Origin of the sequence: Paraburkholderia fungorum, assembly GCF_003610895.1 — a bacterium.
Classification (GTDB): domain Bacteria; phylum Pseudomonadota; class Gammaproteobacteria; order Burkholderiales; family Burkholderiaceae; genus Paraburkholderia; species Paraburkholderia fungorum_B.
Window position 1 is genome coordinate 1 of sequence record NZ_MCAS01000049.1, and the last position, 26,874, is coordinate 26,874.

The 26,874-nt window shown below is 61.6% G+C and carries 17 protein-coding genes; 7 read left to right on the top strand and 10 right to left on the bottom strand.

The window, feature by feature from the left end:
- The 4 genes from prpC to acnA form a co-directional block, all read left to right on the top strand.
- Window positions 1-1,136 (top strand): bifunctional 2-methylcitrate synthase/citrate synthase (prpC, locus tag BCY88_RS33195; RefSeq protein WP_120348351.1); only part of this gene is annotated, 1,136 nt, incomplete at its 5' end.
- A 102-nt stretch (window positions 1,137-1,238) separates the two neighbouring features.
- Window positions 1,239-1,745, top strand: coding sequence for a hypothetical protein (locus BCY88_RS33200; protein WP_120348352.1), 507 nt, complete (start codon window positions 1,239-1,241; stop codon window positions 1,743-1,745).
- Window positions 1,746-1,770: 25 nt separating this feature from the next.
- Window positions 1,771-3,222: a bifunctional 2-methylcitrate dehydratase/aconitate hydratase gene (locus tag BCY88_RS33205; RefSeq protein WP_120348353.1), complete on the top strand. Its 1,452-nt coding sequence runs from the start codon at window positions 1,771-1,773 to the stop codon at window positions 3,220-3,222.
- 45 nt (window positions 3,223-3,267) lie between these two features.
- Complete coding sequence (gene acnA, locus BCY88_RS33210) at window positions 3,268-5,985, top strand: aconitate hydratase AcnA (RefSeq protein ID WP_120348354.1); 2,718 nt, start codon at window positions 3,268-3,270, stop codon at window positions 5,983-5,985.
- Window positions 5,986-6,098: 113 nt separating this feature from the next.
- Here acnA and BCY88_RS33215 read toward each other — a convergent pair whose 3' ends face one another.
- The 8 genes from BCY88_RS33215 to BCY88_RS33250 all read right to left on the bottom strand — a co-directional run bounded on the left by BCY88_RS33215 (window position 6,099) and on the right by BCY88_RS33250 (window position 15,878).
- Window positions 6,099-7,310: a hypothetical protein gene (locus BCY88_RS33215; protein WP_120348355.1), complete on the bottom strand. Its 1,212-nt coding sequence runs from the start codon at window positions 7,308-7,310 to the stop codon at window positions 6,099-6,101.
- The gene (locus BCY88_RS33220; protein ID WP_259461597.1) at window positions 7,307-8,416 is read right to left on the bottom strand and encodes a sensor histidine kinase; all 1,110 of its coding nucleotides are present in this window, start codon (window positions 8,414-8,416) and stop codon (window positions 7,307-7,309) included. The genes BCY88_RS33215 and BCY88_RS33220 overlap by 4 nt, the downstream gene beginning before the upstream one ends.
- A 633-nt stretch (window positions 8,417-9,049) precedes the next feature.
- Window positions 9,050-9,685 carry a response regulator transcription factor gene (locus tag BCY88_RS33225; protein ID WP_120348356.1) on the bottom strand — a complete coding sequence of 212 codons (636 nt, stop codon included), beginning with the start codon at window positions 9,683-9,685 and terminating at the stop codon, window positions 9,050-9,052.
- A gap of 244 nt (window positions 9,686-9,929) precedes the next feature.
- On the bottom strand, window positions 9,930-10,985 hold the full coding sequence (locus BCY88_RS33230; RefSeq protein ID WP_120348357.1) for an OmpA family protein: 1,056 nt from the start codon (window positions 10,983-10,985) through the stop codon (window positions 9,930-9,932).
- Window positions 10,986-11,284: 299 nt separating this feature from the next.
- Window positions 11,285-12,124, bottom strand: a complete 840-nt coding sequence (locus BCY88_RS33235) for an ABC transporter permease (protein ID WP_120348358.1) — start codon at window positions 12,122-12,124, stop codon at window positions 11,285-11,287.
- A gap of 24 nt (window positions 12,125-12,148) precedes the next feature.
- The gene (locus tag BCY88_RS33240) at window positions 12,149-13,417 is read right to left on the bottom strand and encodes an ABC transporter permease (RefSeq protein WP_183081512.1); all 1,269 of its coding nucleotides are present in this window, start codon (window positions 13,415-13,417) and stop codon (window positions 12,149-12,151) included.
- Between the two features lie 127 nt (window positions 13,418-13,544).
- Window positions 13,545-14,594, bottom strand: coding sequence for an ABC transporter substrate-binding protein (locus BCY88_RS33245; protein ID WP_120348360.1), 1,050 nt, complete (start codon window positions 14,592-14,594; stop codon window positions 13,545-13,547).
- A 177-nt stretch (window positions 14,595-14,771) separates the two neighbouring features.
- Window positions 14,772-15,878, bottom strand: a complete 1,107-nt coding sequence (locus BCY88_RS33250) for an ABC transporter ATP-binding protein (protein WP_120348361.1) — start codon at window positions 15,876-15,878, stop codon at window positions 14,772-14,774.
- 129 nt (window positions 15,879-16,007) lie between these two features.
- Here BCY88_RS33250 and pdxR point away from each other — a divergent pair, with 129 nt between their 5' ends.
- The gene (pdxR, locus tag BCY88_RS33255) at window positions 16,008-17,549 is read left to right on the top strand and encodes a MocR-like pyridoxine biosynthesis transcription factor PdxR (protein ID WP_120348362.1); all 1,542 of its coding nucleotides are present in this window, start codon (window positions 16,008-16,010) and stop codon (window positions 17,547-17,549) included.
- Window positions 17,550-17,675: 126 nt separating this feature from the next.
- Here pdxR and BCY88_RS33260 read toward each other — a convergent pair whose 3' ends face one another.
- Both BCY88_RS33260 and BCY88_RS33265 read right to left on the bottom strand, forming a co-directional pair.
- A complete protein-coding gene (locus BCY88_RS33260) occupies window positions 17,676-21,449 on the bottom strand; it encodes a DUF748 domain-containing protein (RefSeq protein WP_120348363.1) in 3,774 nt (1,257 codons plus the stop codon).
- 251 nt (window positions 21,450-21,700) lie between these two features.
- Entirely contained in the window at window positions 21,701-23,119 is a 1,419-nt protein-coding gene (locus tag BCY88_RS33265) for a DUF1254 domain-containing protein (RefSeq protein WP_120348364.1), read from the bottom strand.
- Window positions 23,120-23,413: 294 nt separating this feature from the next.
- On the opposite strand from BCY88_RS33265, the gene BCY88_RS33270 reads away from it, so the two are divergent.
- On the top strand, window positions 23,414-24,082 hold the full coding sequence (locus BCY88_RS33270; protein WP_120348365.1) for an FMN-binding negative transcriptional regulator: 669 nt from the start codon (window positions 23,414-23,416) through the stop codon (window positions 24,080-24,082).
- A 128-nt stretch (window positions 24,083-24,210) separates the two neighbouring features.
- Window positions 24,211-26,799 (top strand): heavy metal translocating P-type ATPase, encoded by a 2,589-nt coding sequence (locus BCY88_RS33275; protein WP_120348366.1) that lies wholly within the window; start codon window positions 24,211-24,213, stop codon window positions 26,797-26,799.
- Window positions 26,800-26,874 lie beyond the last annotated feature (75 nt).

The window sequence follows — 26,874 nt, forward strand, 5'->3', positions numbered from 1 at the left end:
GCGCCTTCAAACCGAAGAAATCCGTCGCCCTGTCCGGCGTGACGGCGGGCAACACGGCGCTGTGCACGGTCGGCAAGACTGGCAACGATCTGCACTACCGCGGCTACGACATTCTGGACATCGCCGGCGCCTGCGAATTCGAAGAGATCGCCTATCTGCTGGTCCACGAAAAGCTGCCGACCCAGGCCGAACTGAGCGCCTACAAGACGAAGCTCAAGGCGCTGCGCGGCCTGCCCGCGAACGTCAAGGCCGCGCTGGAATGGATCCCGGCCGCCGCGCACCCGATGGACGTGATGCGCACCGGCGTCTCGGTGCTCGGCACCGTGCTGCCGGAGAAGGACGATCACAACCTGGCGGGCGCGCGCGATATCGCCGACAAGCTGATGGCCTCGCTCGGCTCGATGCTGCTGTACTGGTACCACTACTCGCACAACGGCAAGCGCATCGAAGTCGAAACCGACGACGACTCGATCGGCGGCCACTTCCTGCACCTGCTGCACGGCGTGGAGCCGTCGAAGGCGTGGGTCGACGCGATGCACGTGTCGCTGAACCTGTACGCCGAACATGAATTCAACGCCTCGACGTTCACTGGCCGCGTGATCGCGGGCACGGGCTCGGACATTTACTCGGCGATCACCGGCGCGATCGGCGCGCTGCGCGGCCCGAAGCACGGCGGCGCCAACGAAGTCGCGTTCGAAATCCAGTCGCGCTACCAGACGCCTGACGAAGCCGAAGCGGACATCCGCAGGCGCGTGGAAAACAAGGAAGTGGTGATCGGTTTCGGTCACCCGGTGTACACGATCTCCGACCCGCGCAACAAGGTCATCAAGGAAGTCGCGAAGAAGCTCTCGAAGGAAGCGGGCAACCTGAAGCTGTTCAGCATCGCCGAGCGGCTGGAAACCGTGATGGCGGACGCGAAGAAGATGTTCCCGAATCTCGACTGGTTCAGCGCGGTGTCGTATCACATGATGGGCGTGCCGACGGCGATGTTCACGCCGCTGTTCGTGATCGCCCGTACAGCGGGCTGGAGCGCGCACATCATCGAGCAACGGATCGACAACAAGATCATCCGGCCGAGCGCGAATTACACTGGTCCCGAGAATTTGAAGTACGTGCCGCTAAATAGGAGAAAATAGCGGTCGCTGTGCGCTTTCGAAGCGCGTGCAGTTCAACCTCGCGGTTCTCCAGATGGCCAACCGCGCACTGTTTAACTGAAACTAGATAGAAAGGTTTTCTCCATGAAAAAACTGATGATCGCCGCCGTGATTGGCGCCCTGTCCACGACGATGCTGACCGTCGCGACTGACGCCGCCGCGCAAACGGCGACCACCACCACGAAGCCGGCTGCCAAGGCTGTGCCGAAGCGCCCGCAACCGAAACGCCTGATCAAGCGCAAAGCCAACCCGGCCAAGGAAGCGAAGGTCGATCCGGTGCCGGACGGTGCGGTCAAGTGGTCGTGCAACGAAGGTCTGGCCTTCGATCTGAAGGGCGACATGAAGCGTGACCAGATCGTCACGGTTCACTGGGCGAACAAAAACTACAATCTGCCGCGCGAAGCGACCACCACGGGCGCAGACCGTTTCCACGACGCCGCATCGGGCATGGACCTGGTTGTGATCCCGACGAAGGCTATGTTGTTCTCGGATAAGGACAGCTCGCGTCTGGCCGACGAATGCAAGACGGCCGAGATGATCCAAGGTGCACCGGCTCCGACGCAATCGAACGCGATCAACAAGACCAACTGATCCGTTACATCAGGAAAGCTCCCCGATGTCCGCTCCGATTTCCAACGTGCGACCCGCCCCGGACTCCGTCCTGGTCGATATCGTCGATTACGTGCTGGATTTCCCGATCAACGGCACGCTTGCGCTGGATACCGCGCGTAACTGCCTGATCGACACGCTCGGTTGCGGACTCGAGGCGCTCACCTACCCGGCCTGCACCAAGCTGATGGGACCGATCGTGCCGGGCACGATCGTCCCCAACGGCGCGAAGGTGCCGGGCACGTCGTTCCAGCTGGACCCGGTTCAGGCCGCCTTCAACATTGGTGCGATGATCCGCTGGCTGGACTTCAACGACACTTGGCTGGCCGCTGAGTGGGGTCATCCGTCGGACAACCTCGGCGGGATTCTGGCAACGGCCGACTGGCTCTCGCGCAGTGCCATCGCAGCAGGCAAACAGCCGCTGACGATGAAAGACGTGTTGATCGGCATGATCAAGGCGCACGAAATTCAAGGCTGTATCGCACTCGAAAACTCGTTCAACAAAGTCGGGCTCGATCATGTATTGCTGGTGAAACTGGCTTCGACCGCGGTGGTCGGCCAGATGATCGGCTTGACGCGCGACGAGTTGATCAACGCGGTTTCGCAGGCGTTTGTCGATGGGCATGCGCTGCGCACCTACCGCCATGCGCCCAATACCGGCTCGCGCAAGTCGTGGGCCGCGGGCGATGCGACGTCGCGCGCCGTGCGCCTCGCGCTGATCGCGAAGACCGGCGAGATGGGTTATCCGTCGGTGCTGAGCGCGAAGACGTGGGGCTTTTACGATGTCCTCTTCAAGGGCAACGAGTTCAAGTTCCAGCGCCCGTACGGTTCGTACGTGATGGAAAACGTGCTGTTCAAGATCTCGTTCCCGGCTGAATTCCACGCGCAAACGGCGGTGGAAGCGGCGATGACATTGCATGCGCAACTCGCCGCTAACGGCAAGCGCGTCGAAGACATCCGGAAGATCACGATCCGTACCCATGAAGCCGCGATCCGCATCATCGACAAGAAAGGCCCCCTGAACAACCCGGCCGACCGCGATCATTGCATCCAGTACATGATCGCCGTGCCGTTGATCTTCGGCCGCCTGACGGCCGCGGATTATGAAGATTCGATCGCGCAGGACGCGCGCATCGATGTACTGCGCGCGAAGATGGAATGTGTCGAAGACGCGCAGTTCACGAAGGATTACCACGACCCGGAGAAGCGTTCGATCGCCAATGCACTGACGATCGAATTCAACGACGGGTCGACGTTCGACGAAGTTGTAGTCGAATACCCGATCGGTCATAAGCGTCGTCGCGAAGACGGGATTCCGTTGCTGGTCGAGAAGTTCAAGACCAACCTCGCGCGCCGCTTTCCGGTCAAGCAACAACTGGCGATTCTCGACGTGTCGCTGGATCAGGCAAGGCTCGAAGCCATGCCGGTCAATGAATACGTCGATCTGTACGTCATCTAGTCAAGTTCAGTACTGTAGTTCCGCGATCAAACCAAGGAAAACACCATGGCCCACAACCTCCACAAAACGCTCAAGGAATTCGACAGCGGTTCCGGCAAAGGCAAGTTCTACTCCCTGCCGCAACTCGGCAAGGCACTGAACATCAAGATCGACCGCCTGCCGGTTTCGATCCGAATCGTGCTGGAATCGGTGCTGCGTAACTACGACGGCAAGAAGATCGCCGAAGAACACATCGAGCAACTCGCGAACTGGAAGCCGACGGCTGCACGCGTCGACGAAATCCCGTTCGTGGTGTCGCGCGTCGTGCTGCAAGACTTTACCGGCGTGCCGCTGCTCGCCGACATCGCTGCGATGCGCGGTGTTGCGCAACGCGTCGGCAAGAACCCGAAGTCGATCGAACCGCTGGTCCCGGTCGATCTGGTGGTCGATCACTCGGTGCAGATCGATCACTTCCGCGAAAAGAACGCGCTCGACCTGAACATGAAACTGGAATTCCAGCGCAATAACGAGCGCTACCAGTTCATGAAGTGGGGCATGCAGGCATTCGACACGTTCAAGGTCGTCCCGCCGGGCGTGGGTATCGTTCACCAGGTGAACCTGGAATACCTCGCACGCGGCGTGCACAAGAAGGCCGAAGGCGCGGACACCGTGTACTACCCGGACTCGCTGGTCGGCACGGACAGCCACACCACCATGATCAACGGTATCGGCGTGGTGGGCTGGGGCGTGGGCGGTATCGAAGCTGAAGCCGGCATGCTCGGCCAGCCGGTGTACTTCCTGACGCCGGACGTGGTGGGCGTCGAACTGAAGGGCAAGCTGCGCGAAGGCCTGACGGCGACCGACCTGGTCCTGACCGTTACCGAACTGCTGCGTAAGGAAAAGGTTGTCGGCAAGTTCGTCGAGTTCTTCGGCGAAGGCACGAAGTCGCTGTCGCTGCCGGATCGCGCAACGATCGGCAACATGGCACCGGAATACGGCGCAACCATGGGCTTCTTCCCGGTCGACGAAAAAACCATCGACTACTTCAAGGGCACGGGCCGCACCGACGCAGAAATCTCCGCCTTCGAAAACTACTTCAAGGCGCAGGGTCTGTTCGGTATTCCTAAGGCTGGCCAGATCGACTACACCAAGGTCGTCACGCTGGATCTCGGCACCGTCACGCCGTCGCTGGCAGGTCCGAAGCGCCCGCAAGACCGTATTGAAATCGGTCACGTGAAGTCGACCTTCAGCGATCTGTTCTCGAAGCCGGTGGCAGAAAACGGCTTTGCGAAGAAGTCGGAAGATCTCGAAGCGCAATACACGACGAGCAACGGTGTGGACGTGAAGAACGGCGACATCCTGATCGCCGCGATCACGTCGTGCACGAACACGTCGAACCCGAGCGTGCTGCTGGCCGCTGGTCTGCTGGCGAAGAAGGCTGTCGAAGCGGGTCTGACGGTCGCTCCGCACATCAAGACTTCGCTCGCGCCGGGATCGCGCATCGTCACGGAATACCTGACGAAGACCGATCTGCTGAAGTACCTCGACAAGCTCGGTTTCACGCTCGCCGCTTACGGTTGCACGACCTGTATCGGTAACGCAGGCGACTTGACGCCGGAACTGAACGAAGCGATCACGAAGAACGACATCGTCGCGGCAGCGGTTCTGTCGGGCAACCGTAACTTCGAAGCGCGTATTCACCCGAACATCCGCGCCAACTTCCTGGCTTCGCCGCCGCTGGTGGTCGCTTACGCAATCGCCGGCAACATCACGCGTGACCTGATGACCGAACCGGTCGGAAAGGGCAAGGGCGGCAAGGACATCTACCTGGGCGACATTTGGCCGACCAGCGAAGAAGTCGACGCGCTGCTCAAGTTCGCGCTGGACGCAGACGCGTTCCGCAAGAACTACTCGCAGCTCACCAAGAAGGGCGACCTGTGGAGCAAGATTGAAGGCGAAGAAGGTCAAGTCTACGACTGGCCGAAGTCGACCTACATCGCTGAGCCGCCGTTCTTCGGCAATGACTTCTCGATGACGCCGGCTGACAGCATCCCGGCCGTCAAGAACGCGCGCGCACTGGGCATTTTCGGTGACTCGGTTACCACCGACCACATCAGCCCGGCCGGCTCGATCAAGGAAGACTCGCCGGCAGGCAAGTGGCTGAAGGCAAACGGCGTGCAGAAGGCCGACTTCAACAGCTACGGTTCGCGCCGCGGTAACCACGACGTGATGATGCGCGGTACGTTCGCGAACGTCCGGATCAAGAACCTGATGATCCCGGCGAAGGCAGACGGTACGCGCGTGGAAGGCGGCCTGACGATTCATCAGCCGAGCGGCGAACAGGAGTCGATCTATGACGCAGCGATGAAGTACATCGACGCAGGTACGCCGACCGTCGTGTTCGCAGGCGAAGAGTACGGCACGGGCTCGTCGCGTGACTGGGCTGCGAAGGGTACGCAACTGCTGGGCGTGAAGGCTGTGGTCGCACGCAGCTTCGAGCGGATTCACCGTTCGAACCTGGTCGGCATGGGCGTGCTGCCGCTGCAGTTCAAGGGAACGGATAGCGTGCAATCGCTGGGTATTACCGGCGAAGAAACGTTCGACGTCGAAGGTCTGGGCAATGACTTCAAGCCGCAACAGGAAGTGACGCTGGTGATTCGCGGTAAGGACGGTAAGGAGAAACGCGTGCAGGTTCTGCTGCGTATCGATACGCCGATCGAAGTGGATTACTACAAGCACGGCGGGATTCTGCCGTTCGTGCTGCGTTCGCTGCTGGCTGCTTAAGCGTAGCGACTACGCATGCAGTAACTGCGAGCTGTTTTGCAGGGGCTGCGTCCTGTGGAGGACGCAGCCGACTTTAGAAGCCCGGCTTTTGGCCGGGCTTTTTTTATGGTTTTTTACTTCTGATCTCGGCCTGCCTGGAACGCGCCGGGATTGTCAGTGATCCGGCGCTGGGTCATGCGAGCGCTCCAGTCGGTATCGCCCGGTGCAGGTACAGGCACGGCCGCGCGCGTGGTGACATGTGCGCGCTGCTGGGCGGCCCAGTTGAGCAACGCGGCCTTATCGAAGGTATCGCCTTCAGCGGATGCACGCGCGGTCCATTCAGGTTGCTTCGATACGGAGGGCCGTGTTGCCGGACGAGCCTTGCTGCTTAACGCGAGCCGCTCGTCGACATGCGCCTCAGTCATGCGTGCGACGGCGACTTTGCGCTCCACTATTGCCGGACGACTTGTCCCAGCTTCGCGGGTAGACGCTCGCGCGGTGGGCTGCTGCAAGGCGCGCTGCGACAGCTCCCGGCGTTCGCTCCGAAGCGCGACCTTCGGAGCGGTGTCGTCGTTCTTTGCGTGGCTCGCCGACGCCACTGTGGGCACCGCATAGTTTGGCCCGGAAGGCGCAAGCGCGACACTCACCGTCGTATGACGAGCCTCCGAACGCGCAGGCGCGACCTCTGCCGCTGCGTAACTCGTCGCGGAGCTTGGAGGCTTCGTCACTGCCGCGACGGAGCTTGGCGAGGATGCCGTCGGCACTGCGCTCGCGCGCAAAGGCACGCTCTGCGCATCCGTCTGAGTCTCCTCAACCGCCAACTGGGCCAACTTGACCGGCTCTTGCGAATGGTCAACGGATGCGCTGCTCCCCGCAGACACAACCGGCCGCGTAACGGCCAGCGTTGTCGCCTTCTCCGCGTCCCGAGTCGTGCATGTGACCAGCAACCACGCCAGCGCAATGCCGCAACCCAGGAAGATTGTCGCCCCGGCAACATAATCCGAGCGCGACGACCGCGGACGGACTTTGCCCATCTCAAGATAACGCTTCGCTTCAGCCATCTCCGCATCGAAACGATGGGCATCCGAGCGTTGCGGGGGCGCCTTGTAAAACAGAACGTGCCTCACGCCCGGAGGAAATGGACTCGTCCGCGCGGGTTGCGGCTTGCGTTGCACAGCGTCCTGAATCGCCTGTTGCGCTACGGTTCGTGCTGCGAGCTGAGGTCCGCGCTGCGCTGCGTCCCACGCCGCACGTCGTCGCGAGCCAAACGGCGGCGGCAAGCCGTCGAAGGGCCGCGGCTTCGGAATCGCCAGATCGCCTTCGATCAAGGCCAGCGGTCGGTTCATCGTAGGGTGCTCCGGGGTGGGACGATCTCTGTGTCTAATTGCGCGATCAAGGTCCGGGCACGCTCCGTGAGCGCGTCGATTGCACCGGCCTCGTGTTCCTGTGACGCGGCGCTGGCGCGACGCAGCGCTTCCATCAGACTGTGCGCACCAACGAGACCCACGGCTCCGCTCAATCTGTGCAGCAAGGTGCCCTGTTCATCATGATCGCGGTGGTGCCTCATTTCACTCAGACGCTTCAGGTCGTCGTCCATCGAATGGCGCCAACCGCTCAGGAATGTGGGAATATCGATACCTTCTTCGGACAGCGCATCGAGATAGCGTTGTTCGAAGGGTTCAGATGGAGCAATCGCGGCAGCTTCCTGCGACTGCGCGGCAAGGGCGAACAAAGGCGCCTGCGCATGACGAGCCGGTTCTGCAGACGGCCCCCATTGGTCAACAGCAAACGGCGCACTGAAGCTCGCGCATGTGCCGGAATCCGACCTGCTTGTGATGGAAAGCTCACCGTGCATACGCTGCGCAAGAATCTGGCAGAGCAGCTCGCAAGGATCAGAGTCGCCAAGGCGCTCTCCTGCGCACGCCTCATCAACGTTCGTTCCGAAAAGTTGCAGTTGTGCGGCACGCGCGGCTTTTTCACCGGTACCTGTCACGCTGATATCAATCCGCTGCGAGCCGGCATTCAACGGCACCGCCCGCACGACGAGTGCAATCTCTCCATGCGTGCCGGCTTGGATCGTGCGGTTTAGTAGATGGAAGAAGATCTGACCAAGCCGGGCGCTATCGGCGAGAATCCGCTCAGCGACTGTTTGATCGATGCTCGAGCTCAGGCGCAAGCCTCGCTGAGCCGCAGACGGCGACAACAGCGCAATGACGCCGTCGACGAGGTCCCGCACATTCGTCGCGCTTTCGTCGAGAACGAAAGTGCGCGACGAAAGCGGCGAAACATCCAACACGTCATGAAGCGTTTGCTTCCATGTGCGCACCGCAGATTGAATCACCGGCATCTGAGTGCGTTGAGCCGAAGGCGCGGCCGTCGTTTCGAACGATTCAAGCAGACGCGTCACTGCAATCAACGGCGCTTCCGCGTAAAGGCGGATCGCCCCGAGCAACCAGAGCCGCTCCTGCTTCGCGGCGGCGCTCGCCTCTGCAGAAGCCGTGGCGCGTGCGGCCTGCGCGCGCGCTTCAGCGGCATCACACCTGCGCGTCCATTCATTTTCGGCGTGGTGCTGTTTCTCAGCAGCACGCCTTAGCGCAGCGCGGGACAGACATGCACCAGCCAACGCAACGACTGCCGGCGCCGCGAGCGCAAAAAGCCACGTTTGTCGCTCGATCGCGGCATCACGTGCGCCTGCCGCCGGTTGGTTGAGCGCATTGCGGTTATCACTAGAAGGAGGCGCAAGAGACGCGCTAGCAGCGGTCTCCCCACGCGGATGAAGATCGTGGGCCGACTGCTCGAGTTGTTCCACTGCGTCGCGTGCAGCCAGCATTGCGAGCGCACGCGATTCGTCAACGTGCAGCGCATGCGGTGCGCCGTCGACTAACGGTGTCGCATTGGCGCGTATCGAAAGCATGCACAGCAACGCAAATGCAAAAAGGCACCCCAACACCGTCGCGAAACGGATCGAAGTCAGGCCGCCGTTGTAAGAGAAACCGTGAGAAAAATTGTAAAGGGAGCGCGGCACACGACGACGCGCGCCCATTGAAGAACCAGGCAGGCCCATTTTATTCATAGCCCACAACACTCAGTCGATTAGTCTGTGCAACGTTGCAAACTCAATCAGCGCAGCCAATGACGACAGCCCAAGCTTTTCCTGGATGCGGCTCTTGTACGTGCTCACCGTCTTGTCACTCATGAACAGCGCGTCACCAATCGCCTTGTTCGACATGCCTTTCGAAAGCATCTGCAAAATCACGAGTTCCTTGTCGGACAGCCGCGTCAATCTGTCTTCTTCATTTGCTGCGTTGGCGGACGGTGCGATACCGGATCCACTGGCCGTCACGGGAAACACCGTATAGCCGGCCAACACAGCCTCGACACCGCGCATGATCTCTTTCATCTCTTGCGACTTGGCGACGAAACCATGTACACCCGAACGCATCGCCCGCGGTGCGAACGTAGCCGGGTCCTGCCCCGATAGCACCAGCACGCGCATCGCCGAATGAGCCAGCTTGAGACGCGGAATGACATCGAGCCCACTGATGCGTGGGATATCGAGATCGAGGATCGCGAGTTCCGGTGTGTGTTGCCGGGCCATTTCCACAGCGGTTTGGCCGTTGTCGGCTTCGATGACTTCTTCAACGCCAAGCAGTTGCATGAGTTGCATCTTCATGACCAGCCGAAATGCAGGGTGATCGTCGATAACCAGAATTTTAGACATTTGTAGTATTCCTTATGAAACTATTCTCTTGCCACGTGGATGCTCACCGCCGGTAAGCCAAAGAGGCCGAATCTATTGAGAAAAATGCACACCATGTCCCCGCCTCACGGCGCGAGACTGCAGGAGATCGAGTTAAGGGGCTCGTAGCAGAGCCGTGATACAAAACGGGCTAGCCAGAATATCGAGCAGCTGCACGGCATCGGCACTCGGCCACGCCGAAGGTCACCCTTAACGCGCCGGCAAGCTAGGAAGCCCCGAGCACGAACTCGATCTCGACACGCCGGTTGGGCGCAAGGCATTGCACCAGCTCGTCGCGCTTCGTTTGACGACAGGTGACCAGTTGATTCGCGCTGCCTTGACCCTGTACCGTTATCGGCAAGGTTACGCCGTGATTGCCTAGATACTGCCGGACTGTCTGTGCACGCTGCAAAGAGAGGCTCTGATTGTAAGCATCGCTGCCGAGGCGATCGGCGTAGCCGGTGATCTTCAACTCGCGTATCGCGGGAACCTTCTTAAGACCTGTCACGACGTCGTCAAGATGGCGTTTCCCGGCCGGCAGAATCGCCCCCTCATCACCACCGTTGAAACTGAACAGCGAGTCGGCTCGTAGCGTAATTTTTTGCGGTGCTTGCGCCGCAGGTACCACCGTGTGTTTCGCTTGCGAACATTGCAGCGCCGTTTCCGCTGATTTCCGCAGGTTGTCCTGAACCGCCGGTAAGCGCTGTTCAGCGCTTGAGAAACTCCGCGTCCATGCGTCATGCCCAGCTTGCATGAGTTCGACTTCGGCACAGGCCAAGGGTTGCTGCGCCTGCGGGCATTGGGCAACCGCGGGGTCAGACTTGATGGTATTGACGATCTTCCACAGATCAGGACGCACCATCGACACGGTTCGCAACGCCGGATTGGCTGCAGATAACGGCGTGCCGTTTTCGAGGCTCATCGTAATCATTGCTGCCTGTCCGATTGCCTCTTCGACGAAGCCCCAGTGATCGTTAGCTTGCCGAGCCTGTTCGCCAGCGTCTAACCAGCACTGCGCCTTCGCGTGGAAATAATTGTCTTTGTCACCAGGCAATTGATTGAGCCGCCCTTGCAACGATGCCAGTGCGGTGCGGCTGCTGACGATCGGCGCGTAGGTGTCGATCCATTGCCTGTTGGCGGCGCCTGCGGCCTCGTCCTGCGAGGCGCCGATGCCGGTTCTTAGCACAGTGGCATCTTCAATGCCGAGCCGCTCACGCGCGGCATGGTCCGCGCAACCTGACAAGGCTAGCGCACACGCAAGGAGCGTTAATTGGAGTTTCATTGGATTTCTGCGTCAGACGCATCTTCTTTAGGATGGTTCTGAGTATGAGCAGACGCAGATACGCAGGGAATGGGAAAATTCTTAGAATGACATCAGAAAATTGAGGCTTTTAGGAAAAGCTCAGTGTCGAAGAACAATCGGGACATTTACGCGAGCCAGAATATCGCCACAATGCGGGGTCTGCCCCGTAGAGCAACAGCGCGTCGAACCTGCGGCGTGTGGCTATAGTGTGAGTCGGTCAATCCAATCAGCCTCGCAGCGCCTTACTTCGCGACGACGACGAGGCATCGCCTCTCCACTCACGCCTTTACCGCCCGCGCTGCATTCCTCCCCCGCAACCACTCCAGCGCCAGCAACAGGCAAGTCGAAAACACAATCAAAATCGTCGCCAGTGCGGCAATCGTCGGGCTGATGTTCTCGCGAATACCGGTGAACATTTGCCGCGGCAGCGTCGTCTGATCGGCGCCGGCTAGAAACAGAGTCACCACCACCTCGTCAAAGGAAGTCGCGAATGCAAACAGCGCGCCCGAAATCACACCCGGTGCAATCACCGGCAACGTGATGCGAAAAAACGTCTTAACCGGATTGGCACCCAGCGACAAACTCGCGCGCACCAGGTTGTAGTTGAAACCCTGCAACGTCGCCGCCACAGTTGTCACCACAAACGGCACACCGAGCGACGCATGCGCGAGAATCAGCCCGATATACGTGTTGGCCAGCCCCAGCGGCGCAAAGAACAGATACATACCGACGCCGACCACCACCACCGGCACGATCATCGGCGAAATCAGGATCGCCATCAGCAGCGCTTTGCCGCGAAAGTTCGCCTTGGTCAAGCCGATCGCAGCCAAAGTGCCGAGCACGGTCGCAACCACTGTGGCCGACGGTGCCACGATAAAACTATTCTTCGCTGCCATGCGCCATTCATCGGACGCGATCAGGTTTTGATACCAGCGCAGCGACCAACCCGGAATCGGATATACCAGAAACGTGCTCGACGAAAACGATAGCGGCACAATCGCCAGCACCGGCAAAATCAGATACAGCAGCGTCAGCACGGCAAGCGCGCGCAACGCGAAGTACCACACGCGTTCAACCAAGGACGTATGCGGTGCGAACAAGGGTTTGGCAAGTTTCATCGCGAGTAGGCTCCGTTCAGCCAATCAGCCGAGACTCAAGGACGAACGCGTAAAGCGCCCGTAGATGACGTACAGCACGAGCGTCGCGGCAAGCAGCAAACCACCGAGCGCACACGCCATGCCCCAATTGATCGTCACGTTGGTGAAGTACGCGACGTAATAGCTGACCATCTGATCGCCCGGACCGCCGAGCAATGCCGGCGTGATGTAGTAGCCGATCGCCAGAATGAATACGAGCAGTGCGCCCGCGCCGATACCCGGATAGGTCTGCGGCACATACACGCGCCAGAACGCGGCAAACGGATGGCTGCCGAGCGAGATCGCGGCACGCTGATACGTCGGCGGAATCGACTTCATCACGCTGTACAGCGGCAGGATCATGAACGGCAGCAAAATGTGCGTCATCGAGATGTACACGCCGGTGCGGTTGAACAGCAGCGACAACGGATCATGTAACAGCCCGCTCGCGATCAACGCCTTGTTCACCAGCCCTTCGCTTTGCAGAATCACGATCCATGCGGCAACACGCACGAGGATCGATGTCCAGAACGGAATCAGCACGAGAATCATCACCAGATTCGCACGACGATCCGATAGCGTCGAGATCCAGTACGCAAGCGGATAGCCGAGCAGCAACGCGAAAAAAGTCACGGCGGCGCCAATCACAAACGTGCGCTGAAACACAGCGAGATAAATCTGTTGATCTGGATCGGTCGGAATAATGTGGCCGAACGCGTCCTGCTTATGATCCAGTGAAGCCAGCAGATAGAACGGCGAATACGCGCCTGAATTCTTTGCAATCGCCTGCCAATAGGCAACGTCATTCCAGCGCTCGTCGAGTTCGACGAACTTCGCGTGAACCTGGGCAGGCGTGAGATTCAATGGCTTGCTGTTGTCGTCGACGAACGGCATCGCGCGCGCCGATTTCGCCACCAGCGAGCGGTAGCCGGGAATTTCGACGTTCAGGCGGCGTGCCAGCGCGCCCATGCCGTCGCTATCGGCGACCGCGGCGAGGTCCACAGCCAGGGCGGCATACGCTGCATCGGGAGGCGGTGTCTTGCGATCCCAACCGCGCAATGCATTCAGCGTATGCGGCAAGGCGCCAACCACTTCCGGATTCTGCGCGGCGCGCGTCAACAGCGCACCGATCGGTACAACGAAAATCAGCAGCAGAAAAATGGCGAGCGGGGCAATCAGCAACAGCGCCATCGCGCGCTTCTTCGCTTCCGCGGCCTTCAGTTCGCGCTTGAGCCGAACACTCGACTCAGGCGTTGAATCGGCGGCGATTGTCATCGTGGTCACACCCGTCTCCCTCACATCCGGCCGTTCGCGCACACCGCGAAGACCTACGCTTACGCTTCATGGCATCGATACGGCGCGGCTTCGGTAAAGAAAGCCGCGCCTTCTCACACCCAACTAGTTACTTCGAAGCCCACGACGAGAACCGTTGCTCCAGCTCATCACCATGGTCGGTCCAGAACGCAAGATTCTGCAGCACCGCGTTCTTGCCGTTAGCCGGCGAGTTCGGCAGATTGGCAAGCGTCTTCGCATCGAGTGCCTTGATTGCCGCCACATTCACGGGACCGTACGCAATGTTATGCGCGTAGTCCTGTTGCGGCTTCGACGAAAGCGAATACGCAATGTACTTCTCGGCCAGCGCCTTGTTCGGCGTGCCCTTCGGAATCGCCCAATAGTCGAGGTCGTAGATGCTGCCGTTCCAGACCACCTTGAGGTTCTTGCCTTCCTTCTGCGCGGCGTCGATGCGGCCGTTATAGGCGGTCGACATCACCACGTCACCCGCGACGAGGAATTGCGGCGGCTGCGCACCGGCTTCCCACCACTGGATATTCGGCTTCAGTTCGTCGAGCTTCTTGAACGCGCGGTCCTGGCCTTCCTTGGTGGCGAGTACCTTGTAGACATCCTTCGGCGGCACGCCGTCGGCCATCAGCGCAAATTCCAGGTTGTAGCGCGCGCCCTTGCGCATCGCACGCTTGCCGGGGAATTTCTTCACGTCCCAGAAGTCGGCCCAGCCCGTCGGCGCGGTTTTCAGTTTGTCGGCGTTATAGGCGAGTGCCGTCGACCACACGAAGAAACCCACGCCGCAGGTTTGCGGCGCTTCCGGAATCAGATCCGATTTTTTGGCGATCTTCGACCAGTCGAGCTTCTCGTACAGCCCTTCGTCGCAGCCACGGCCGATGTCGCCCGATTCGACTTCCACCACATCCCAGTTCACGTGCTTCGCTTCGACCATCGCCTTCACTTTGGCCTGCTCACCGTTATATTCGACGGCGGTCACCTTGTTGCTGGTTTGCGTTTCGAACGGCTGGTTGAATGCGACCTTTTGCGCGTCGCCATTCGCGCCGCCGAAGTTGACAACCGTCAGTTCGGCTGCATTGACCTGCGCGGCGCCCAGCGCGAGCGCCACAGCACCGACAGCGATGGCGCAGCGCGATTTCCCGATCTTGCTCATGGTGTGTTGCTCTCCTTTGGTGGTGTGCTTTCAACTTCAGCGAACTACGGTGCGACTTGTTATGTGCTGCCAACTCAACCAACTCGACCTGCCTGAATTTGACTCACTACGTTGAACCCACTGCGCAGAACGATCTGCATCGAACGAATTCTGTCGATCGTTACGCGCCAAACACCTTCACGCCCCTGCAAAAACCCGCAGGTGTTCGGGTGCAAACTCCAGTGCAACCGGCGCACCAGGCGCGAAGGTTTCGAGTGCATCGGTGCCGAGCGGCACCTTGACGAAGCACTCGTCCTGTTCCGGTAGGCCACAGCGCATACGTACGTGGTCGCCAAAATAGATCAGCCCGCGCGCTTCGCCGCTTAGCGCATTGGCGCCCGGTCGTGACGCACCATCCACCAGGTTAGCGAGCTTCATCCGCTCAGGCCGGATGCACGCAACCGCCGGCGTGCCCGCCCGCGCGCCGCCGATATTGCGTCCCGTGAGGCGCGTGCCGTCAATCAGATGAAACTCGCAGTACTCTCCATCGACGTTCGCAATCGTGCCGCGCAGCTTGTTGCTATCGCCGATGAAGTTCGCGACGAACTCATTGCACGGCGATTCGTACAAACGGTCGACAGTATCGAGTTGCTGCACGATGCCTTTATCGAACACGGCGACGCGGTCGGACATGGTCAGCGCTTCGCCCTGGTCATGCGTGACGTACACGAACGTGACGCCGAGCTTCTCGTGCAGTGATTTAAGTTCGTACTGCATATGCTCGCGCAACTGCTTGTCGAGTGCGCCGAGCGGCTCGTCCATCAGCACGAGCTTCGGCTCGAACACCAGCGCCCGCGCCAATGCAATACGTTGCTGCTGACCACCGGAAAGCTGCGCCGGATAACGTTTCGCGAAGCTCTCCATGCGCACCATCTTCAGTGCATTATTCGTGCGCTCGGCGCGCTCCTGAGCGGAGACCTTGCGTACGGTGAGCGGGTACGCGACGTTCTGCTCGACCGTCAAATGCGGAAATAAAGCGTAGTTCTGAAACACCATGCCGATGTTGCGCTTATGCGGCGGCACTGTATTGAGCAGCGTGCCGTCGAGCCAGATCTCGCCGCCGGTGGGAAATTCAAAACCCGCCAGCATCATCAGACACGTGGTTTTCCCTGATCCCGAAGGTCCGAGCAGCGTCAGGAATTCGCCTTGGTAGATATCCAGATCGAGCTGTTTGACGACCAGCGTTTCGCCGTCGTATGTCTTGCGCACACCTCGGAAGCTGACGATCACGTCATCGGTTTTCATGCCCTCGTCTCCTCTGCGGTCCGGCTGGCTCCCTCTGCAAAACAGCGGGATTGCATTAATTGCGTGGCTCACTATAGTCCCTTACGGTTCTACAATATGGAACCATTTCATTATTCCGGATAGAACCACTTGGACACTGTGATCTTGTCGGATTGGCTTGCCGCGAGGCTCGACCGAGCCGCCGCCGAACCGGTCTACAGACAAACGTTGCGGCTGATGCAGCAAGCCATCCTGACCGGCCAACTGCCGCCCGGCACCAAGCTGCCGAGTTCACGCACGCTCGCCGAAGACCTGGGTATCGCACGCAATACGGTGCTGCACGTCTACGATCAGTTGACTGCCGAAGGCTACGTAATCTCGACCACCGGCAGCGGCACTTATGTTGCGGACACGCGGCCAGATGCGGCGGCGATGAATGGGCGCACGAAGCCGGCGATGGCCAGCGTGGACGAGCATGAGGAAACGGCGCCGGAGCCGCCAAAGCGCGATCTCGGCGACCTCTCCACACGCGGACGCCGGCTCATCGATCAGGCAGGCGTCTCCGCCAAACAATGGGGAGCGTTCATGCCGGGCGTGCCCGACGTCGCCGAATTTCCGGCACGCACGTGGAGCCGCTTGCAGGCGCGGCTGTGGAAGGAGGCCAATCCCGATCTGCTGACCTACGCGCCCGGCGGCGGTTATCGGCCGTTAAGGCGCGCATTGTCCGATTACCTGCGCGTCGCGCGCTCGGTGAATTGCACCCCCGATCAGATCATCATCACGACGGGCATTCATCAGTCGATCGATCTGGCGGTGCGTTTATTGACTGACGTCGGCGATCGCGCATGGGTGGAAGAGCCGTGCTATTGGGGCGCGCGCAGCGTACTGCAATCGTCGGGGATCACATTGGTGCCTGTGCCGGTAGACGACGAAGGCCTCAATCCGCGCGAACAGGATATGCAGCAACCGCCGCGATTGGCGCTCGTCACGCCATCGCATCAATATCCACTCGGCATGGTGATGAGTCTCGCGCGCCGCCGCACGCTGCTCGAGTACGCGCGCCAGCACAACGTCTGGATTATTGAGGACGACTACGACAGCGAGTTCCGCTACGGCAGCCGTCCGCTGGCATCGTTGCAAGGACTCGACGACGCCGGCCAGGTCATCTACGTTGGCAGCCTGGGGAAGATGCTGTTTCCCGGCTTGCGGATCGGCTACATGATCGCGCCTGAGCATCTGGTGGATACGTTCCGTACGGGCGTGGCCGAACTGTATCGCGAAGGACAATTGATGCAGCAAGCGGTGATGACCGACTTCATCATGGACGGCCATCTCACCTCGCACGTTCGCCGTATGCGAGCACTCTACGGCGAGCGCCGGCAGATTCTGATCGACGCGATCACAACGCGTTTCGGCAACGAACTCGCGGTAATGGGCGACGAAGCGGGATTGCATCTGGTGCTAGGCCTGCCAGATCACGCGAATGATCGCGCGGTAACTGCCGCGGCCTACGACGCCGGCGTGATCGTGCGGCCGCTCACGGCCTACTACAGCAGCGAGACGTCCGCACGGCGCGGACTATTGCTGGGATACGCCTGCGTGGCGAACGAAAAGATCGGTCCGGCGTTCGACACACTCGCGCGGGTAATCGAGCAGACGGCGTTGAAGAGAAGGCCTACGCGCGCCGCTTAAGCGTGCACCACCGCGCAGCGGCATGGGTAGCGGTGCGCTGTGTCCACAACGACCTACGACACATTGCACCACGAAGCCGAGCTGACAAATACAGATCAGCTCGCCTCGCAACCCACAACGCCTGCCTCACTTCAGGCCGAAGTCCGCCCGCGTCGTCGCGCCCTTGTCCTTGATGCCATCCGCGTTCAGCTTCGGTGCGACGACAAACACGCGGCTGCTGTCGATCTTGCCTTCGAAATACTGCTGCACGGCTTGCGCCCGTTGCTGCGCGAGATCACGCAAGCTGGTGTCGTTGATCGGCGCGTTGGCGGCCATCGCGGCCTTCATCTCGTCGTCCGGCAGGCTCTTCGTCAGGCCGACAAAATTGCGCGGCTTCTTGAAGTCGGCCGCCTTGTAGGCCTTGGTCAAGTACTTGTCGTACTCCTTCGGATCCACGCTAATGGTCGACAGATCCACGCTCTCGCCATTGCCCACCACGTCCTTGATCTTCTGCTGCTTGACCTGGCGTTCCACGTATTGCGCCCGCAGACCAGGTTCGTCGACCGCCGGGTCGACGCGGCCAATCAGATCGATACGGATCGAACTCTTGTCGGCCAGCGCCTTCACGATGCTGTCGAGCTTCTTGTCCGCAGCGTCCGACAGTGTCGCCGAGCCAGGTTCGAATTCGACATAGCCCATCTCCTCGCCACTGCCGCCGAACGCATTGGCGATCAGCGAGAACGGCGCGGTCACGGCCTTCTGCAGCAGATTGAGCACCGCATGCCAGATCAAACCGCCAATGCTGAACTCAGGATTCGACAATGATCCCGACACCGGAAGGTTCACATCGATTTCGCCACGTGAGTTTTTCAGGAGCGAGATCGCGAGACGCACCGGCAGCTTGGTCGCCGTATTGTTGTCGACGTGATCGCCGAACGTGAGCTGGTCGATGAAAATGTGGTTGTTCGCGTTCAACTGATCGTTATCGAGCTTGTAGTGCAGATCGACGTTCAGCTTGCCCTTGGTGATCGGATACCCGGCGTATTTCGCCGAATACGGCGTGAGGTTGGTGAGTTCGATATCGTGCGCGCTCGCCGTCAGATCGAGCGCCGGTTTCGCGATCAATGGATTGACCGTGCCACGAATCGACAACGGGCCATTGGCCGCCAGTTTCGCGGCAATGTCCACGGGTGCCGGTGTGGTCGATTGCGTGCCGAACGCGCCGACCGTGCCTTGAATGCCGACCAGGTTCGCCGTGAAATTCGGTTTGATGAAGTTGTCGGTGTAGGTCACACGGCCCTGTTGCAGCACCAGTTGGCCGAAGTGCAGTTTGACGGGGCTTTGCGGCGGCGTTGCGGCCGTGACCGTGGTGGACGCAGCGGACGACGCCGGCACCGGCGCGGAGGCCACCTCCGGTGCCGATGCCGCTTGCGGCGTCAACGGCACCGGTTCCTTGCCACTCTTGTCGCGTGTCAGCGATTGCGCCGCGCCGCTTTCATGCGCCACGACGTCCTTGAGATTCAGCTTGCCTTGTGCGTCGAGCAGCACACGCCCATAGAACTTCGTGAACGTGACGCGGCCGGCGTCGACCACCGTGCCGTGCTCGTCATAGTCGGCTTTCAGGTTGGTCAGCGCGAGCGAGCCCCAACCCGCGAACGGATCGGATGTCGCCTTATCCAGCATCCGCACTTCGACCAGCGCGACATCGCCACGATAGGTTGCTTTCAACGCCTTCGCCTGGCTCAGCGCGAGATCTCCGTTCGCGTTGAGCAACGCGCTTGCGATCAGCGCATTCAGCTTGCTGCCGAAGTACGGTTCGAAGGCCGCCGCATCCAGGCGGTTCGCGTTCACTTTGACAGCCACCTTGAGCGGCGTCGCCGTGACATCGCCTTTTACGCCGAGCGTGCCCTTCTTGTTGAGCGTCGCTTGCAGATCGATCGGCAAGGGCTTGCTCAGATCGTCGCTGATCTGCTGCACCTTCAACTGCAGCGGCGTCACGCTCAGCTTCACGGGATTCGGCGTGGTGTTGTCGGTGAAATTCGCGGTTGCGTCTTTCAGGTTGAGTTCGCCGATCTTGTAGTGCCAGGCGGGGCCTTCCGCCTCTGCTTTCTTCGCCGCGTGGATCGCGGTGCGCTGCTGTTCGACCTGATGCGGACCGGCGAGCGCCGCGAGGTCGATGCTGCCGTCTTTCAGACGCTGCGCATTGACCACCAGCCCGGTTGTGTCGACACCGGTGATATCGGCCGTGCGTCCCGCCACGTCCACCTGCTTGACCGTCACTGTGCCTTGCGCGAGCGAGACCACAGGCGCCTTGCTGCCGCGCGCCGCGAGTTTGAGCGACTGCAGATCCAGTTGCGAATCGCTGACCATGACAGCGGCCGGCGACTTCGACCAGTTGGCATCGACGTTCACGTTGGCGGAAAGCGCGCCGTCAACGACTTGCGCCGCGGTCGCCGTGTCGAGATACGGCTGCAGCGGCGGCAACGGCAGCGACTTCAGATCGAGCTTCGCGCTGGCGGTCTTGGCGACAAGGCCGAACGCGCCGGCCACGCCAAGCGAGCCGGCAGTGTCCTTGAAGCCGGTATTGAGCGTGTAATGCGCGGGTGCGGTCGCGAGCGTCGAGAAATCCGTCAGCGTGACGGCCAGTTTTTGCAGACCGAGGTCGACCGGCCGCGAAGCGGCTTCGTCGTGAACGTTGATGGTGCCGTCGTTGATCGCAAGCTGTTTGATCGAGAGATCCAGAGGCTCGGCGGTTTTCCCGGTGGCACTTGCGCCGGATGCCGCGACTGGGGCGCTGGCAGCGTCTTTAGCCGTCGTGGCCCCCGGCGCCGCTGCGGATTCTCCTGCAGCGGGCGCGGGCGTGAACATCCGCTCGACGCTCAGCACACCGTCTTTGTCGCGTGCGAGGCTTGTGCTCGGCGCGTCGATGCGGATGTCGTCGAAGTGATACAGGTTCTTCAGCGGCTCGAGCGTCGCGGCAGCCACATGCACCGTGCGCGCCGCGAAGAACGGCGCCTTGCTCTGATCGCGCACGTCCACGTCGTTCAAATCGACGGTACCCGCCACGCGCAACGAAGGCGCGTCGTTGGACACCACGAAGTTGAGCTTCAGGTCGGTGGACAGTTTGCCGCTCTGCACAATCACCGGCAGCTTGGTCGGCGCGTAGGAAATCAGACGCGGAACGTCGAGCCCGTCGAAGCGCAGCGACACTTCCGATTCGCGCGACGCGGCAAACGGCTTGGTCTTGCCGTCGATAGCGAGCGGACTGCCGTCGATACGCGCACGCAGCAAGGGCTCGACGAAGATGTCCGTTTTCGAAGGCAGCGTGGCGATAAATGGAATACCCAGCTTCCATTGATCGATCACGTGTGTGACGCCAAGCAGCTTGTCGTCGAAAGTGATCTGGCCGTTTTCGAGGCGAATGTTCGACACCGAAAAGAGCGTCGGCTTGCTATCGGGCTTGGCCGGCTGCTTCGAGAATTTTTCGATCAGGTCGGTGAAATTGAAGCGCTGCGCATCATAGCGAACGATATGAAAACGCGGCGAATCAAGTTGCACTTCGTCGATGATCGGCGCTGCGCGAAACAGCGAACTCCACGAAGGCTTCACGATGAGCCGCGAAATATCGACGAAATCACCCGCGCCGCCACGTTCGCCGATATGCACGCGATCGGCTTCGAGTTTGAGCGTATACGGATTGAGCGCGATGCGGCCGATCGTGGCGGGCCGGTCGAGTTGTTTGCTGAGTTGCTGTTCGGCAATGTGGCGAATCAACGGCGGCGCCGCGAAAAAGCCCAGCAGACCGAACAATACGAGGAAGATCAGCAGACCGGTGATGACACGCCGGGTACGGCGTGACTGCGCGACATCGCGCACGGTCTGCATGGAAGAGGCGATTGATGCTTTGTTGAGGCTTGCCATGCTCGGTCTTGGGTAATGCGGCGGCAAGCCCGCCGCGAAACGAAAATCCCGCAAGCGGCAGTATAAGTGGTGAATCTTACGTGGGATAGCAATGTCAGGCGCAGCTTACACATTGTTGCATGCTGCAGCCGCTCATGTCCGCCGGCACGAGGCGGCGGACATGAGCGGATTTATGCGTCAGTCATGTGTGGCTGTCACAGTCGCGTCGCATATCGCCGATGCATTTCATCAGCGAGTTTCACTGCAGCCATTCACTGACGCACGACGGCCGGCGGTTGCCAGCTGCCGTCAGTCGCTTGCGGCTTCGGCGCGTACAGGCGCAACACCAGTTGCAGATCGGCGCGCGGCGCAGGCAGCCAATTGCCGCTCTTGCTGCGCACCGACGACACCGTTACGTCGAGCGAACCGTCGCGATTGCGGCGCGCGCCGTTGCGATCGCCAACCGCCAGACGCGCCGGCGCGCTTTCGCCCAACGCACCGTCCTTCGTGTAGGCGGTGATCGACCAGAAACCACGCACTGGCGGCAACTGGTTCGGCGCGAAGTGGATCACATAGCGGTTCGCGCCGTTGAGCGCATGACCGTCGCTGTCCTGGGTGACAACCGCGCGCACTTCATCGTCCTTCGTGCCGATGCCTGACTGGGTCGCCGCAGCGTATGCCCGCATCGCGTAGTCCGTGCCGTAGCTGCCGACGCCGTCACCAAACCAGCTCCAGCCGTTGCCGCTCAGCAGATTGGATGGCGGCGTGACGACGCGCTCGTGACCGTCGGCAAGACCCGCGGCAATCACATCGGGCGAGTTCGGCAGCTTCACCGGGTCGCCCGGCGTCACGCCGAAGTCGGAAAGGATTTTCAGCGCATGCGGGTCAGCCGGCGTCGGCGGGTTGTCCGACAACGCCTGCGCGAGCCGGCTGAAAAAGCCGTTCGCGTCGAGTGCGGCAACCTGCGCGGCCGGTGTGCCGGAAGCGGCTGCTGCGGCATCGGCGGCGGTACTGCGCGGCGGCGCAATCGACGCCGAGCGCGTACCTCCTGCGTAGACGCTCAGCGGCGCGACGCGAATGGCGCGCTGCAGCTTGCGCACCGCTGTGAGGTCGCGGGTGCCGTTCGACTGGATTCGCACGCTCACCCATGCGTTGCGGGTCGGCACGTCGACGCGCGTGACGCCCTTGGGCAAATCGCCCTGCCAGCCCGGGCCGACGAAGGCAATCGTTTGCGCCTTGATGCCTGCGGCGCGGGTGGTGAACTGTGAACTGGTCGACCACACCACGTTGGTCCACATGTCGAGCACGCGGGCATCGACATAGCGGCCACGCGAGTCGGGCAGCGACACGATCACCGGCTCGCTGCCGACGTCCAGCCAGCCGGTCGAATCGAGCGTATCGAGGCTCGGCTGCAGCGGATTGGCCGCGCCGATCGGCGGCAAGGCCTGCGCGTTGCGCAAGGTATTGAGCGGCGCCTGGCCCGGATCGGTGCCAACCGCCGCGTCGCGCGCGACACCCATCAGCACCAGCGGATAGCCGAACACATACGAATCGGCGACTTCGTCCTTGATCCAGCCGGTGGTTTTTTGCGTCGTGGACGGAGCCGACGCGCAACCGGCCAGAAATGCGAGGCCTGCGAGCGACGCGCAGGTCCAGTGAAGCGAAAACAGTTCTTGGCGATTTTTTATCATTCGTTCAGGTGGCAGAACGTGCGGTCCTAAGGGAGATGCCGGCGTGCGGCGAAACCTGTTTGCGCGGCCTCCCAAAGCCGAACGCAGCGAGTCCGCAGCTTGTGTTGCCGACAACATCGGGTTGTATCGTATCCTTGTTCGCCAGGCAAGCGCAAAGGCAGCAATAGCGCTTTGTAACGAACGCGCGAACATCATTTGCGGTACGTGTAACGGTTTTGTCACTCCCGAGCCGGTTTCTGCGTCGCTGGCCGTCCATCCTGGTCACTCGCCGTCTTTTTGTCCCCGGAGCGTTTTATGTATATGCCCGCCCATTTTGAAGAGAACCGTCCGGAGGTTCTCCACCGCCTGATCGCCGGGCAGCCGTTCGGCACGCTGGTTACCCATGGCCCGAACGGACTCGACGCGAACCATTTGCCGTTCGAATTCGACGCAAAACCCGTCCCCGGAGGGAGCGACACGCCCGCCCAAACCCACGGGACCCTCCGCGCCCACGTCGCCCGGGCCAACCCTGTCTGGCAGGAAGTCGCCGCCAACCCGGAAACCCTCGTCATTTTCCAGGGCCCCGCCGCCTATATCTCGCCGACCTGGTATCCGAGCAAGCACGAGACACATCGTCAGGTGCCGACTTACAACTATATGGTGGTGCATGCGCACGGCCGGATCGTCGTACACGAGGACGAAGCGTTCCTGCGCGGCCTCGTCGCGCGGCTCACCCGCAAGATGGAGGCAGGCGAGCCGGTGCCCTGGAAGATGGGCGACGCGCCGGCCGACTATATCGCCCAGATGCTGGGGGCGATCGTCGGTCTGGAGATCGAAGTCACGCGCCTGGTCGGCAAATGGAAACTCGGCCAGAACAAGGAAGCCGCCGACCGGCGCGGTGCAGCCGAAACCCTGCTGGCGCGCGCCAGCGACGAACAGAAAGCCGTTGGCCAGGCAATGCTGGACGCACCGCCGCCATTCTGAATCAGCTTTTTGGCCCATCGGCCTGATCAACCGTAGAGTGCGGCAAAAACATCCTTGACCTTCCCATCATGGGAAGGTCAATACTCGGTTCATGATGCGGCCCAATGCTGCGACGAGCCTTGCCTACCATGACCGAACTTGCCACGCCCCCGCGTCCCGCGGACGCTACACCCTCCAGAACCACCGAACTCGACATCGGCGGGATGACCTGCGCCTCGTGCGCGATGCGCGTCGAAAAGGCGCTTGCCAAAGTGCCGGGCGTCACGCGCGCCTCCGTGAATCTCGCCACTGAGAAGGCCAGTATCGACAGCGGCGTCGCGGTCGACCCCGAAACGCTGGCCGGCGCCGTGCGCAAGGCGGGCTATGAAGCCACGCTGTCTGTGCGTCCGGACGTGACGCTGCCGCCGCAAACCCAGCAAGTCACCGAACTGGCAATCGGCGGAATGACCTGCGCCGCATGCGCGATGCGCGTGGAGAAGGCGCTAGGGAAGGTGTCAGGCGTCGCGAGCGTATCGGTGAATCTGGCCACTGAAACGGCGACCGTCAAACCAGACCAGACAGGCGCAGATGCCGACCCCGACGCACTCATCGCAGCGGTCAGGAAAGCGGGCTACGAGGCGACGCTGATTGCGCCGCCGGACGCGCCGGCATCCGGCGCCGACGCTGCCGCCCTCGCCTCCGCCGCCGACAGCAAACGCAACCAGACGCGCCGCGAACTGGCTGCCGTGCTCGCCTCCGCCGTGCTGACGCTGCCGCTCGTCCTGCCGATGGTCGGCGAATGGTTCGGCTTGCATACGATGCTTTCCCCCTGGCTGCAATTCGGCCTCGCCTCGATCGTGCAGTTCGTGTTCGGCGCGCGCTTCTATCGCGCGGCCTACCGTGCGGTGCGGGCCGGCGCCGGGAACATGGACTTGCTGGTGGCGCTCGGTACGTCGGCGGCTTATGGGATCAGCGTCTACGAACTGGCGACTCATCGGGGCGACATGACGCATCTGTACTTCGAAGCATCGGCGGTGGTGATCACGCTGGTGCGCTTCGGCAAATGGCTCGAAGCGCGCGCCAAGCGGCAGACCACGGACGCGATTCGCGCGCTCAACGCGTTGCGCCCTGAGCGCGCGCGCATCCGCGTCGGCGCCGACGAACGGGAAGTGCCGCTCGCGCAAGTGCGAGTCGGCACGGTGGTGATCGTGCGTCCCGGCGAACGCGTGCCGGTCGACGGCGCGGTGCTCGAAGGCCGCACCCATATCGACGAATCGCTGATTACCGGCGAAAGCCTGCCGGTGCCGAAGCAGGCAGCCGATCCGGTTACCGCCGGTTCGATCAACGGCGAAGGCGCGATCGCGGTGACGACCACCGCGATCGGCGCGGAAACCACGCTTGCCCGAATCATCCGCCTCGTGGAAAGCGCGCAGGCAGAGAAGGCGCCGATCCAACGTCTGGTCGACCGCGTCAGCGAAATCTTCGTGCCGGCGATCCTGGCGATTGCGGCGCTCACGCTGGTGGGCTGGCTGATTGCCGGCGCCGGGGGCGAGACCGCGATTCTGAACGCGGTCGCCGTGCTGGTGATCGCCTGCCCGTGCGCGCTCGGACTCGCTACGCCCGCGGCCATCATGGCCGGCACCGGCGTAGCCGCGCGGCGCGGCGTGCTGATCAAGGACGCTGAGGCGCTGGAAACCGCGCATCGGGTGAATATCGTCGCATTCGACAAAACCGGCACGCTGACGCTCGGGCAACCGTCGGTCACGGCGTTCGAGGCGATCGGCGCGATCGGGCGCGACGAGGCGCTGGCGCTCGCCGCAGCCGTGCAGCGGCATAGCGATCATCCATTGGCGCGGGCCGTGGTGAAAGCGCATGAGGCACCCCAGGCGGACGATCCGCGAGACGGTAACGCAGTTGAAGAATTGCCCGCCAAGGTCGCGACGGGCTCGCGGCTCGCTCGCCTGACCGCAAGCGCTGCACGTGCAGTACCCGGACGCGGCGTGGAAGCCGAGGTCGATGGCCGTACTCTCGCGCTCGGCAGCACGCGCTGGCTCAACGAGCTCGGTATCGTGTTGCCGGCGCAATTCGCCGAGCGCGCAAAGCAGCTCGAAGCCGCCGGCAACACCGTCTCCTGGCTCATGCAGCGAGCGCCGCTTGCACCCGCCGCGCTCGCGCTGATCGCCTTCGGCGACACCGTCAAACCGAGCGCGCGCGCGGCCGTCGAGCGGCTCGCCCAAATGGGCATCAAAAGCGTGCTCGTCACCGGTGACAACCACGGTAGCGCGGAGAGCGTCGCCGAGGCGCTCGGCATCGCCGAATTCCATGCCGAAGTGCTGCCTGACGACAAGGCTCGTGTGATCCACGATCTGAAGATCCGTAGCGCCGGTATCGTCGCGATGGTGGGCGACGGCATCAACGACGCCCCCGCGCTCGCCGCCGCCGATATCGGCATCGCCATGGCCACCGGCACCGACGTCGCGATGCAGGCGGCCGGCATCACACTAATGCGCGGCGACCCGGCGCTGGTGGCCGACGCCATCGACATTTCGCGCCGGACCTGGCGCAAGATCCAGCAGAACCTGTTCTGGGCGTTCGTCTACAACCTGATCGGCATTCCGCTGGCCGCCTTCGGCTTGCTGAACCCGATGCTAGCCGGTGCGGCGATGGCGTTCTCCAGCGTCAGCGTCGTCACCAATGCACTCCTGCTGCGCACCTGGCGCGGTGCATCGGCACGTTGACGGCAATATACGTCGCTATATTACGAAAAGCCTTCAAAATCGTTAAAGATGTGTGCAATTCGGCCGTAATCATGA